The sequence below is a fragment of the Streptomyces graminilatus genome (assembly GCF_001418565.1).
In the GTDB taxonomy this organism is placed as follows: Bacteria; Actinomycetota; Actinomycetes; order Streptomycetales; family Streptomycetaceae; genus Streptomyces; species Streptomyces graminilatus.
In genome coordinates, this window is the sequence record NZ_LIQQ01000610.1 from 1 (window position 1) to 12270 (window position 12270).

Consider the following 12270-nt stretch of genomic DNA (forward strand, 5'->3'; position numbering starts at 1 on the left):
CCCCCGCCCTGTCGTCAACCGCGACAACGCCGGATTCTGGGACGGTGTCGACAGGCGCCAGCTCCTCATCCAGCGCTGCACCGGGTGCCGTACCCTCCGTTTCCCCTGGCTGCCGGGGTGCAACGCCTGCGGCGGCGGCGAGTGGGACACCGTCGAGGCATCCGGCGAGGGCACCGTCTTCTCGTACGTCGTCCTGCACCACCCGCCCTTCCCGGCCTTCGACCCGCCCTACGCGGTGGGCCTGATCGAGCTCGCGGAGGGCGTGCGGATCATCAGCAACGTGGTGGGCGTGCCGTACGACAAGGTGCGGATCGGGATGCCGGTGCGGCTGGAATTCGTACGGTACGAGGACGGGCAGCCGGCGCTTCCGGTGTTCCGGGGCGACCTTCCCGTGGAGGTGGGCGGATGAGGGCCGGGGACGAACTGCCGCCGCTGGAGATCGCGGTCACGCGCACGCTGATCGTCGCCGGGGCGATCGCGTCCCGGGACTTCCAGGACGTGCACCACGACGCCGAGTCGGCGCGGGCGAAGGGGTCCCCCGACATCTTCATGAACATCCTCACCACGAACGGGCTGGTCGGACGGTACGTCACCGACTGCCTGGGCCCCACAGCCGTCCTGCGCGGGCTCGCCATCCGCCTCGGCGCCCCCAACTACCCCGGCGACACCATGGTGCTGACCGGCCGCATCGAGGAGGTCGACGGTGACACCGCCGTCGTACGCGTCCTCGGGGCGAACGGGATCGGCCGGCACGTGTCCGCGACGGTCACCGTCTCCGTGTCCCCCGTGTCCCTAATGTCACCTTTATATCCAGTGTCTCCCGTATCTCCCGTACTCCCCTCGACGCCGGGAGGCACCCCGTGACCCTGCACGCGCGTGACGACCTCGGCGGCCGTGCGGCCATCGCCGGTATCGGGGCCACCGAGTTCTCCAAGGACTCGGGGCGCAGCGAGCTGCGGCTGGCCGTGGAGGCGGTGCGGGCCGCGCTCGACGACGCCGGGCTGACGCCCGCCGATGTGGACGGCATGGTCACGTTCACCATGGACACCAGCCCGGAGATCACCGTCGCGCAGGCCGCCGGGATCGGGGAGCTGTCCTTCTTCTCGCGGGTCCACTACGGCGGGGGCGCCGCCTGCGCGACCGTGCAGCAGGCCGCGCTCGCCGTCGCGGCCGGGGTGGCGGAGGTCGTCGTCTGCTACCGGGCGTTCAACGAGCGGTCGGGGCGGCGGTTCGGGTCGGGGGTGCAGCGGCGGGAGCCGTCGGCGGAGGGGGCCGCGCTCGGCTGGGCGCTGCCGTTCGGGCTGCTCACGCCCGCCTCCTGGGTGGCGATGGCGGCGCAGCGGTACCTGTACGCGTACGGGTTGTCGGCGGAGGTGTTCGGGCAGGTCGCCGTCAGCGGGCGGAAGTACGCGGCGACGAACCCCGCCGCCTGGTTCCACGGCCGGCCCATCACCCTCGCCGACCACGCCGCCTCGCGCTGGATCGCCGAGCCGCTCCGGCTGCTGGACTGCTGCCAGGAGACCGACGGCGGCCAGGCGGTCGTCGTCACCTCTGCCGAACGCGCGCGCGAGCTGCGGCAGCCGTCCGTCGTCGTCGCCGCGGCTGCCCAGGGCGCCGGCCGCGCCCAGGAGCAGATGACCAGCTTCTACCGCGACGACCTCACCGGGCTCCCCGAGATGGGAGTGGTGGCCCGGCAGTTGTGGCGGACCGCAGGGGTGGGCCCGGCCGATATCGACGTCGCCGTCCTGTACGACCACTTCACGCCGTTCGTGCTGATGCAGTTGGAGGAGTTCGGTTTCTGCGCCCCGGGTGAGGCGGCGGATTTCGTCGCGGCCGGGGGGCTCCCTCTGAACACGCACGGGGGTCAGCTCGGGGAGGCCTATCTGCACGGCATGAACGGCATCGCGGAGGCCGTACGACAGCTTCGCGGAACCTCCGTCAACCAGGTGCCGGGCGCGGAAAGAGCGCTGGTCACGGCGGGTACGGGGGTGCCGACCTCGGGGCTGGTGCTGGCGGCCGCCGGGTGAGCGGGCGCACCTGCCCGGCCGCCGTGCCCGGGGTTGTCACTCGTACCGGAGGAGTGGCCTCCGTACCACCGCCGTACGACGTCTCAGGGTCGAACCCTCATAGCCCCGCACCCTGCCTCCACCTTCAGGAGGTCGGGGCAGCCCCCTTTCTACAACCTGAGGCGGACGCGGCTTCGGGACCTGCGGGCGATCCGCCCGAGTAGGGGGCGAACCTAGCGTGGAGCCATGACCACAATCGTCTGCACGAGCGCTTCGAACGCGGCTACGCCGGCGACGCGGACCCTGTCGTTCGCGCCCCGCACCTCGTACCCCACGTACCCGTCGTTCTCGTCGTACGTGAGGGCCCGCCGGCCGGTGCTGCTGCGTACCGCCCGGTCGCTCACCGCGAATCCGAGCGACGCGGAGGACCTGTTGCAGACGGCGCTCACCAAGACGTACGTCGCGTGGGAGCGGATCGAGGACCACCGCGCGCTGGACGGCTATGTCCGCCGGGCGCTGCTGAACACGCGGACCTCGCAGTGGCGGAAGCGGAAGGTCGAGGAGTTCACCTGCGACGAGCTGCCCGAGCCCGAGGGGGCGCCGGTCGGCGACCCGGCGGACCATCAGGTGCTGCACGACGCGATGTGGCGCGCGATCATGAAACTGCCCGCGCGGCAGCGGGCGATGGTGGTGCTGCGGTACTACGAGGACCTGAGCGAGGTCCAGACGGCCGAGGTGCTCGGGGTGTCGGTGGGCACGGTCAAGTCGGCCGTCTCCCGGGCCCTGGGCAAGCTGCGCGAGGACCCTGAGCTGGTGCCCGCCCGCTAGCGTCCGCCGGGCCCGCCCGTTGGTTCCCCGAGGGGAACCCCTGGTGGCGTCCGATAGTTCCTGAGGCACGACGTGATCTGATCGATCACCTTCTCCTAGTGACGTACCGCTCGGTATGTGCGCAGAATCAGCACAACATTTACCACCGAGTAGGCAATGAAGCCCCGGGAGGACGCCGTGCTGAGCACCATGCAGGACGTACCGCTGCTGATCTCAAGGATCCTGACCCATGGGTCGACGATCCACGGCGACTCGCAGGTCATCACCTGGACCGGCGAGGCCGAACCCCGCCGCCGTTCCTTCGCCGAGATCGGGGCCCGGTCCGCACAGCTCGCACACGCCCTGCGCGACGACCTCGGAGTCACCGGCGACGACCGCGTCGGGACGCTGATGTGGAACAACCCCGAGCATGTCGAGGCCTACTTCGCGATCCCCTCCATGGGCGCGGTCCTCCACACCCTCAACCTGCGTCTGCCTCCGGAGCAGTTGGCCTGGGTCGTCAACCACGCCGCCGACAAGGTGATCATCGCGAACGGCTCGCTGGTGCCGCTGCTCGCCCCGCTGCTCCCGCACCTCAAGACGGTCGAGCACGTCGTGATCTCCGGCCCCGGCGACCCTTCCGCCCTCGCCGGGTCGCACGTCCAGGTCCACGACTACGAGGACCTCATCGCGGGGAAGCCGACCGGCTACGACTGGCCCGAGCTGGACGAACGCACGGGCGCCGCCATGTGCTACACCTCCGGGACGACGGGCGACCCCAAGGGCGTGGTGTTCAGCCACCGCTCCATCTACCTGCACTCCTTCCAGGTCAACATGGCCCAGTCCATGGGCCTGACCGACCAGGACACCTCCCTGATCGTCGTGCCCCAGTTCCATGTGAACGCCTGGGGTCTGCCCCACGCGACCTTCATGACCGGCGTCAACATGCTGATGCCGGACCGGTTCCTGCAGCCCGCCCCGCTCGCCGAGATGATCGAGAAGGTACGGCCGACGCACGCCGCCGCCGTCCCCACCATCTGGCAGGGCCTGCTCGGCGAGCTGACCGCACGCCCCCGGGACGTCTCGTCCCTCGGCCAGGTCACCATCGGCGGCTCCGCCTGCCCGCCCGCCCTCATGGCGGCCTTCGACAAGCTGGGCATGCGCGTCTGCCACGCCTGGGGCATGACGGAGACCTCCCCGCTCGGCACGATCGCCCGGCCGCCGGCCCACGCGGTGGGCACGGACGCGGAGTTCGCGTACCGCCTCACACAGGGCCGCTTCCCGGCGAGCGTCCAGGCCCGGCTGAGCGGCCCCGGCGGCGAACGGCTCCCCTGGGACGGCGAGTCGGCGGGCGAGCTCGAGGTGCGCGGCCCGTGGATCGCGGGCTCCTACTACAACGGCTCCGGCGGCGAACCCCTGCGCCCCGCCGACAAGTTCAGCGAGGACGGCTGGCTCAAGACGGGTGACGTGGGCACCATCAGCCCCGACGGCTTCCTGACGCTCACCGACCGCGCCAAGGACGTCATCAAGTCCGGTGGGGAGTGGATCTCCTCCGTCGACCTGGAGAACGCCCTCATGGCCCACCCGGACGTCATGGAGGCGGCCGTCGTGGCCGTTCCCGACGACAAGTGGGGCGAACGCCCGCTGGCCACGGTCGTCCTGTCGGAGGGCTCCACCGCCGACTTCGCGTCCCTGCGCGCCTTCCTCGCCGACGAGGGCAAGATCGCCAAATGGCAGCTCCCGGAGCGCTGGACGATCATCGAGTCGGTACCGAAGACCAGCGTCGGCAAGTTCGACAAGAAGGTCCTGCGCAAGCAGTACGCGGAGGGCGAGCTGGACGTCACCACGCTCTGAGTTCTGACATACGGGCGGCGGGGCAATGTTTCACGTGAAACATTGCCCCGAATTCCCGATTTCGCCCAGGAAGTGTCCTAGTTGGTGCCGATGCGCGCCAGCAGATCGACGATCCGGCTCTGCACCTCGTCGCTGGTGGACCGTTCGGCGAGGAACAGCACGGTCTCGCCCGAGGCGAGCCTCGGCAGGTCGGCCTGGTCGACGGCGGCCGTGTAGACGACCAGCGGAGTGCGGTTCAACTGCCCGTTCGCCCGCAGCCAGTCCACGATTCCGGCCCTGCGGCGCCGTACCTGAAGCAGGTCCATGACCACCAGGTTCGGCCGCAACTGCGAGGCCAGCGTGACCGCGTCGGCGTCGCTCGCCGCCCGCGCCACCTGCATCCCGCGCCGCTCCAGGGTCGCCGTCAGCGCGAGCGCGATCTCCGCGTGCTCCTCGACGAGCAGCACCCGCGGCGGATGCTGCTCGCTGTCGCGGGGGGCCAGCGCCTTGAGGAGTACGGCCGGATCGGCGCCGTACGCCGCCTCGCGGGTCGCCTGTCCGAGTCCGGCCGTCACCAGCACCGGAACCTCGGCGGCCACGGCGGCCTGGCGCAGCGACTGGAGGGCGGTCCGGGTGATCGGCCCGGTCAGCGGATCGACGAACAATGCCGCCGGGAAGGCCGCGATCTGGGCGTTGACCTCCTCGCGCGAGTGCACGATGACGGGCCGGTACCCGCGGTCGCTGAGCGCCTGCTGCGTCGTGACGTCCGGCGCGGGCCACACCAGCAGCCGGCGCGGGTTGTCCAGCGGTTCCGGCGGCAGCTCGTCGTCCATGGGCCGCGGCTGCGGCTGGTCGGAGACCTCGACGGCACCGCCGGGCCCGTCGAGCGGCTCGGGCCCCTCGGCGGCGTTCTCGTCCGGTGCTCCTATGGCGTACGAGCGCCCCGCCCCCTCGGTGAACCCGGGCAGCCGTGGATTGCCCGGGGCGAGCTGTGTCTGCCCGGCGAGCGAGGGCTGCGCGGGCAACGGTGCCTGGGCGAGCGGCGCTTGTCCGGCGAGGGAGGGCTGAGCGGGGACGGGTGCGGCAGGCGCGGCCTGGGCTGCCGGGGGCGTGGCGGCCTGGCCCGGCTGCGGGTGCGGGAGACCCGTCGGTTCAGGCTGGCCGGCGGGCTCGGGGCGCGTACCGAGCTTGCGGCGACGACCGGATCCGTTCGAGCTGTTGGTGCCGTGCGCGGGCGTCGCCGCCTGCGGCTGACCCGGTGTCTGGACCTGCGCCGCCTGTCGGCTGAACGGCACGCCCTGCCCGAGCGTCCGCACGCTGATCGACCGCCCCTGCGTCGAGTTCGGGTCGACGGCCGCCGCCGCTGCCTCGACGGGCGGCGCCTGCCCGAGCCGGGGCTGCGCGACCTGCTCGGGAGGCAGCGGGGCGGCTGCCGCCTGGGGCACGGGAGCGACGGCCGGGTTGTTCGGGTGCGGCACTACGGCGGTGCCGGCGTCCGGGGTTTCGTCGTCGGCCGGGGGCCAGGGCTGGGGCTGGGCGGGGATCGCCTGTCCGGGGGCGAGCCCCTGGGCGAGGGCGGCCTGGGGCGCCGTACCCTGCGCCGGGACCTGCTGGGCCTGGGCCTGGAGAACGGGTTGGGGAACGGGCTGGGGGGCCTGCTGCGGGGCCTGTTGGGGCACCTGCCCACCCAGGACGCCTTGGCCCTGGATGCCCTGGACACCCTGTGCCGGGACGGGCTGACCGGGGAGAGGCTGACCGGGGACGGGCTGCGCGACCGCCTGTCCGAGCGCAGGCTGCGCCGGAAGCCCTTGCGCGGGTACCGCCTGCCCGGGCACGGCCTGTGCGACTTGCGCGATCTGCCCGGCGGGAACAGCTTCTCCGGGCATGGCCTGTCCGGGTACGCCGCCCTGCGGACCGGCGGTGGCCTGGGCGGCCGTCACCTGCACGGGAGCGCCGGCAGCAACGGGAGCGGCCTGCACGGGAACCGCCTGGCCGGGAATCCCGCCCGGAGGCACGGCCGTCGGCTGCTCCGGGGCCTGGCGCGCGCGGCGGCGGCCGGTCGGAGCCGAGGTCGGATGAGGCTGCGGCGGGGTGTGGTCCTCGTCGGCGTCGTGCATGAGCCCGTCATGACGGCCACCGTCGTCGAACCGTTCGCCGCCGTTCGCGTCGGCGCCAGGTCCAGTGGGCACCATGGCGGGCACCGCGACGGCGCTTTCGTCCGTCCGGTCCGCCTCGGCGGGCGGCAGGGCGAACACCGGACGGGGACCCGGCTCCGGCGCCGCGGCTCGCTCGGCGGCTGCCGCAAGGGCCCGGCGCCGACGTCCCGTGGGCTGCCCGTCCGCGTCGTCGGCGGCGTCCTCCGCACCGGCGGCCCCGGAAGGAGCCGCGGGCAGGGCGGGCGGCAACGCGTGCTGCTCACCTCCGCCGCGCCGGCCAGGAGCACCCGGCCCGCCCGGCACCCCCTGGGGCGGCACCGTCCCGCCCAGGCCGGTGCCCACGGCGGCCGTGCCCGCGCCGTGCTCGCCCGCCATCACGACGGCGCCGGTGGAGACACCCTCGCCACCGTTCGCGACGCCCGCGTCGACCGGGCTGGGCCGCCCACGCCGACGCCCCGTACCGCCGTCACCCTCGGCCGAGGGCTGCCCCTGCGCCTGGGGCTGAGCCTGCGGGGCCTGAGACTGGGCCTGGGGAGCGGGCAACGAAGCCACGGCGGCGGCCTCCTCGGCCGCCCGCCTCCGGCGCCGCCCGGTGGGCGCGACCGCCTCGTTGCCGGAGGAGCCGACGGACGCGACCTCGTCGGCCTCGGCGGCCACTTCCGGAAGGTCGGCCTCCAGGAAGGCGTCCACGGACGACCGTCGCGCCCGCCGCCGCCCGCTGACACCACCGTTGCCGTTGCTGTCGCTGCCGTCCGGCGCCTGTTCGGGCAGGGCAAGCTCGGCGCCGACACCCGACTGCGCGCCCTCGACCTCGCCCTCGGCCTCGATGTCGGCCTCAGCCTCGGCCTCGGCCGCCACTGAGCCCGCCCCGCCCCCGATGGGCACCTCAAGGACGTACGCGCTGCCGCTCATGCCCGGCACCTCGTGCGTCTGGAGCACGCCGCCGTGGGCGCGCACGATCCCGCGCACGATCGGCTCGTGCACCGGGTCTCCCCCGGTGTACGGCCCGCGCACCTCGATCCGTACGACCTCACCGCGCTGCGCTGCGGCCACGACGACCGTGTTGTCCATGTAACCGCCGGCGGAGGCGGGCGAGTTGCCGGTCGGATCGACGCCCGCGACATCCGCGATGAGGTGCGCGAGGGCGGTGGCGAGGCGCTGCGGGTCGACCTCGGCCTCTATGGGCGGCGCGTGCACGGCGAACTGGACGCGCCCCGGCCCGATCAGTTCGACGGCCCCGTCGACACCGGCGGCGACGACCGCGTCGAGCATCACCTTCGTACGGGTGATGGAGTCGGCGCCGGTGTCGAGCCGCTGGTAGGAGAGGACGTTGTCGACCAGTGTGGTGATGCGCGAGTAACCGGCCGAGAGGTGGTGCAGCACCTGGTTGGCCTCGGGCCACAGTTGCCCGGCGTCGTCGGCGGCGAGGGTGGCCAGTTCGCGGCGCAGCTCGTCGAGAGGCCCGCGCAGCGAACGTCCCAGCAGCACGAGCAACTGCTCCTGCCGGCCGGCCAGAGCCTCGTACCGGTCCTTCTCGCGCTCGGCGAGTGCCGCGTACCGGTCCTCACCCGCGGCGAGTTCCTCCTCGTGCTCCTCGCGCAACTGCTCGATCTCGGTGACGTGCTGCTGGCGCAGGGCGGTGAGCTCGGAGGCGTGCTCCTCGGCGACCCGCTCCAGCTCCTCCTCGTGCAGCTTGTCGGCGGCGTCCTTCTCCTCGGCGAGGGAGTCGTACGGGCGCCGGTCGGTGAAGGTCATTACAGCGCCGACGAGCTGGTCGCCGTCCCGGACGGGCGCGGTCGTCAGATCGACGGAGACCTTGTCCCCGCTCTTGGACCACAGCACCTGCCCGCGCACCCGGTGCTTGCGCCCGGACCGCAGGGTGTCGGCGAGCGGCGACTCGCCGTACGGGAAGGGCTCGCCGTCGGCGCGCGAGTGCAGGACGAGGGTGTGCAGCTCGCGCCCGCCGAGATCGCTGGCCCGGTAACCGAGTATCTGAGCGGCCGCCGGGTTGACGAGAACGACCCGCCCCTCGGTGTCCGTCCCGACGACACCTTCGGCGGCGGCACGCAGGATCATCTCGGTCTGCCGCTGCGAACGCGCGAGTTCGGCCTCGGTGTCGACGGTGCCGGACAGATCGCGTACGACGAGCATGAGCAGCTCGTCATTGGTGTAGCCGTAGCTGTCGTACGCCTGCTGGCCGTTCTCCAGGTTGGCGCTGGTGACCTCGACGGGGAACTCGCTGCCGTCCGTCCGCCGGGCGATCATCCGGGTCGGCTTGGTCTGCCCGTGCGGGTCCATGGAGTCGGGGCGGCGCATGGAACCGGGGATCAGCCGCGAGTCGAACTCCGGCAGCAGATCGAGCAGCCCGCGCCCGACGAGGGCGGTGCCGGGCGTCTCGAAGGCCGCGAGGGCGATCGTATTGGCGTTGACGACGGTCCCATTGGCGTTGACCAGCACCAACGCATCAGGCAACGCGTCGAGTATTGCTGCGAGGCGAGCAGCGCCTCGGGATGGCCTGCTGCTCACGAGACGCTTCCTCCCTGTTACCGCACCTTGCCTACCGCGGACGCCATCTTGCCTACCGGCCCGCAACGTGTCACGCGAGGGAGTCTAAGGGCAGTGGTTGCGCCCGCGACGCCGGATGAGAGGGAGGTCGCACGACGAAGTGACAGAGAGGCTGTGACGGCGCCTTTCGCACCGCTCATGCGCTAGGGAACTCCCGCGACCGCGGCGCGAGCGGGAACAAGGGGTTCAGCGAAGATCGGGCAGCAGCGGTACGAGCCGGTCCCACCGGTCCATCTGGCACCCGTTGCTGCGGTCGAACGTGGCATCGACGGGACGCCCGGCCCAGGTCCCGGTCACGTGTGCGGTCGCCGGACCGCCGTACATCATCGTGCAGACGCTGTCGGGGGGTACGGGGGCGAACGGGTCCTTTCCCCACCGCGCGCCCCGGTCGAGCGACCCGCAGGCTCCGTCGACGTCGGGGTGACTCCCGCCCCCGGGATGACAGGCCAACTCGAACAGCCCATCCGCACGCCCACCGGTACCGCTGACGGTGACGGTGAGGTGATCGGAGGCACGCCCCAAGGGCATGAGGTGGGTCGCGAAGGGCGCGACGGGCAGTACGGGCGTGAGGGGCGGGAGGGGGCGCGTCTGGGGACCCGCGTCGGCGTACGCGGCCGAGGGCGCGGCGGAGAAGGAGGCCGCGGCGATGGAGACACCGGCGGTGGCGGCGAAGACGAGCCGCCGGAGGGCGCCACCGGCACGGGCGCCGGGAGAAAGGGAAACCGGGGAGCGAGGGATGACCTCGACCTTGACGTTGACCATGACCGGACTAACGCCTGACGCCGAAGGACGTTGCGGCGGCGGGCGAGCGGGCGAGCGGGCGAGCGGGCGGCGGGTGGCGGGGAAGGCGAGAGGCTCTGGCCGGCCGACGCCACTGGGACTGGCAGGCGAAACGGCTTTGCCCTGCGCCCCGCCTGCCTAGTACCGTGGGAGGCGATTGGTGACACCGCGCTCGTCTGTGTCATCATCTGCACGCACCACTCGCGCTCGCGCGGGAGGTTGTGCTGGAGGCGTCGCCTAGTCCGGTCTATGGCGCCGCACTGCTAATGCGGTTTGGGACTTACATCCCATCGAGGGTTCAAATCCCTCCGCCTCCGCACCTCACCCGAAGCCCTGGTCATGACTGACCGGGGCTTCGGTCGTTCCCGGGTGGATGGTCCGGCAGATAGCTGGCTCAGCAGCCCCGGAACAGTCGTTTCCGCAGGTCAGGCAGGGTGCGTCAAACGGATTTCACCTCACGCCGCCAGTCATGTAATGTTGTTCCCGCAACGCCGACCGGGTCGAAAAAAACCGGAAGGAAGAGCAAACACAACAGAACACACAAGCACTCGTAGCTTAACGGATAGAGCATCTGACTACGGATCAGAAGGTTGCAGGTTCGAATCCTGCCGAGTGCACATAGTTCAAAGGCCCCGCCGGGCGAACCGGCGGGGCCTTTGGCGTATGCGGACGACATCAACGCATCCGATGGCGGACCCGCCTTCGGGGCAAGGTTATGACCGGGGCGGCTCGGTTTCTTCGGGGCGGACGGCAGGATGGTGGGATGACGATCTTGTCGCCGTCTGTTCTGCGTGCGCTGGAGCGGTTCCATGCGAGCCGTCCCTGGGACCACAACGCCCACTACCACCCGTGGATCATGCGGCAGTTGCCACGGCGGTACGGCCGTGTTCTGGACGTCGGTTGCGGCAGCGGTGACCTGGCGCGGCTGCTGGCCCGGCGGAGTGCGTCCTCCGTGCTCGGTATCGACTCCGACCCCGGGATCGTCGAGAAGGCGCGGGCCCGGGAAGCCGGCTTTCCGGGCGCCCCGGTCACCTTCTCGGTCGTGGACGCGATGACCGGGCCGGCTGACGGGGTCGACGGTTCGTACGACGTCGTCACTTGCGTGGCCGTCATCCATCACCTTCCGTTCGCCGACGCGCTCGTCAGTTTCCGGCGGCAACTGGCGCCCGGCGGGACGCTTGTCGTGGTGGGTGTGGCGCGGGCCGAGAGCTGCGTCGATCATCTGCTGGGGATCGTCGCCTTGCCGGCGAACGTCGTCATGGCCTGGGTGAAGAACCGGGGGCGGCGCGCGGTGCGGCCGGTTGCCATGACCGCCCGTACGCGGGCGCCGGAGATGGGGTTCGCCGAGGTGGTGCGGGAGGCTCGGCGCGTGCTGCCCGGGTGCCGGGTGCGGCGGCGGCTCTTCTGGCGGTACACGCTGGTGTGGCGGCAGCCGACGGGGAGTTGACCGGGGCGCCATCAGGCCGTGCTCGCTCGGCGTTCATGAGGCCCTTGTTGGTGCGGGCGATGTCTCCCGACCTGTCGGTTCCCTTACGCGTCCGTGCCGCAGATCTCCTCCATGTACTCCCGGGCCAGTTGGCCCTGGCGTGTGAACCAGTCGGCCAGTACGGCGATTTCGGCGGGGGTGTAGTCGGCGATGAGGGTGTTCAGGCGGGCGTAGTAGGGGCCGTAGAGGGCGTGGGTGCGGGCGATGGCTGTCGGTTCGGCGGCTACGCGGATCCGGCGGCGGTCGCTGGGGTCGGGGCGGCGGGTGATGTAGCCCGCGCGTTCGAGGCGGTTGAGGACTCCGGTGACGGCGCCCGTCGTCACGTGGGCGCGCTCGGCCAGGTCGCCGGCCGTGAGCAGATCCTCGCCGGCCTCCATGACGAAGGCGAAGCAGGTGAGGTCGGTGACGTTCAGGTTGAGGCGGCGCGCCATCTCCTGCTGGCTGACCAGGTGCGTCGCGATGGTGTGGTCCATCTCCTTGAGCATCTGGGCGGGGGTCGCGGGCGGGCGGGTCCCGCCGCCCTGTGCCCCGGGAGTGTCGGGCGTGCCTTGCATCGGGAATTGCCTTAGCTCGTGAGAGGTTTTGTGGGTAAACTGCTTACCGTGTGAGGGATTCTTTATTTTACTCGGAGGCTTGT

General features: G+C 71.7%; 9 protein-coding genes and 2 tRNA genes. 8 read left to right on the plus strand and 3 right to left on the minus strand.

Going from position 1 to position 12270, the window contains the following annotated elements:
• The 5 genes from AOK08_RS37995 to AOK08_RS38015 form a co-directional block, all read left to right on the plus strand.
• Window positions 1–409 (plus strand): Zn-ribbon domain-containing OB-fold protein (locus AOK08_RS37995; protein WP_198539514.1); only part of this gene is annotated, 409 nt, incomplete at its 5' end.
• Window positions 406–864 (plus strand): MaoC family dehydratase, encoded by a 459-nt coding sequence (locus AOK08_RS38000; RefSeq protein WP_055534598.1) that lies wholly within the window; start codon window positions 406–408, stop codon window positions 862–864. The genes AOK08_RS37995 and AOK08_RS38000, both read left to right, overlap by 4 nt.
• The gene (locus AOK08_RS38005) at window positions 861–2027 is read left to right on the plus strand and encodes a lipid-transfer protein (RefSeq protein WP_055534600.1); all 1167 of its coding nucleotides are present in this window, start codon (window positions 861–863) and stop codon (window positions 2025–2027) included. The genes AOK08_RS38000 and AOK08_RS38005 overlap by 4 nt, the downstream gene beginning before the upstream one ends.
• A gap of 225 nt (window positions 2028–2252) precedes the next feature.
• Complete coding sequence (locus AOK08_RS38010; RefSeq protein ID WP_079054513.1) at window positions 2253–2834, plus strand: SigE family RNA polymerase sigma factor; 582 nt, start codon at window positions 2253–2255, stop codon at window positions 2832–2834.
• A gap of 156 nt (window positions 2835–2990) precedes the next feature.
• Window positions 2991–4667 (plus strand): long-chain fatty acid--CoA ligase, encoded by a 1677-nt coding sequence (locus AOK08_RS38015; RefSeq protein WP_055534602.1) that lies wholly within the window; start codon window positions 2991–2993, stop codon window positions 4665–4667.
• A 77-nt stretch (window positions 4668–4744) separates the two neighbouring features.
• Here the strand turns inward: AOK08_RS38015 and AOK08_RS38020 are convergent, their stop codons facing one another.
• Together AOK08_RS38020 and AOK08_RS38025 are read right to left on the minus strand one after the other, a co-directional pair.
• Window positions 4745–9328: a PAS domain-containing protein gene (locus tag AOK08_RS38020; protein ID WP_079054514.1), complete on the minus strand. Its 4584-nt coding sequence runs from the start codon at window positions 9326–9328 to the stop codon at window positions 4745–4747.
• Window positions 9329–9553: 225 nt separating this feature from the next.
• Window positions 9554–10129, minus strand: a complete 576-nt coding sequence (locus tag AOK08_RS38025; protein ID WP_241827271.1) for an SSI family serine proteinase inhibitor — start codon at window positions 10127–10129, stop codon at window positions 9554–9556.
• Between the two features lie 244 nt (window positions 10130–10373).
• On the opposite strand from AOK08_RS38025, the gene AOK08_RS38030 reads away from it, so the two are divergent.
• From AOK08_RS38030 to AOK08_RS38040, 3 genes are all read left to right on the plus strand, one after another.
• Window positions 10374–10464, plus strand: a tRNA-Ser gene (locus AOK08_RS38030).
• Window positions 10465–10691: 227 nt separating this feature from the next.
• A tRNA-Arg gene (locus tag AOK08_RS38035) sits at window positions 10692–10764 on the plus strand.
• Between the two features lie 146 nt (window positions 10765–10910).
• A complete protein-coding gene (locus AOK08_RS38040; protein ID WP_055534605.1) occupies window positions 10911–11594 on the plus strand; it encodes a class I SAM-dependent methyltransferase in 684 nt (227 codons plus the stop codon).
• Window positions 11595–11677: 83 nt separating this feature from the next.
• On the opposite strand, the gene AOK08_RS48580 is transcribed toward AOK08_RS38040, so the two are convergent.
• Window positions 11678–12187: a MarR family winged helix-turn-helix transcriptional regulator gene (locus tag AOK08_RS48580; protein WP_055534607.1), complete on the minus strand. Its 510-nt coding sequence runs from the start codon at window positions 12185–12187 to the stop codon at window positions 11678–11680.
• Window positions 12188–12270: the final 83 nt, after the last annotated feature.

Excerpts from the sequence above, each read along its gene's own strand:
- AOK08_RS38015 (WP_055534602.1), top strand. The coding sequence starts at position 2,991 with ATGAAGCCCCGGGAGGACGCCGTGCTGAGCACCATGCAGGACGTACCG.
- AOK08_RS38000 (WP_055534598.1), top strand. The coding sequence starts at position 406 with ATGAGGGCCGGGGACGAACTGCCGCCGCTGGAGATCGCGGTCACGCGC.
- AOK08_RS38010 (WP_079054513.1), top strand. The coding sequence starts at position 2,253 with ATGACCACAATCGTCTGCACGAGCGCTTCGAACGCGGCTACGCCGGCG.
- AOK08_RS38040 (WP_055534605.1), top strand. The coding sequence starts at position 10,911 with ATGACGATCTTGTCGCCGTCTGTTCTGCGTGCGCTGGAGCGGTTCCAT.
- AOK08_RS38025 (WP_241827271.1), bottom strand. The coding sequence starts at position 10,129 with ATGGTCAACGTCAAGGTCGAGGTCATCCCTCGCTCCCCGGTTTCCCTT.
- AOK08_RS48580 (WP_055534607.1), bottom strand. The coding sequence starts at position 12,187 with ATGCAAGGCACGCCCGACACTCCCGGGGCACAGGGCGGCGGGACCCGC.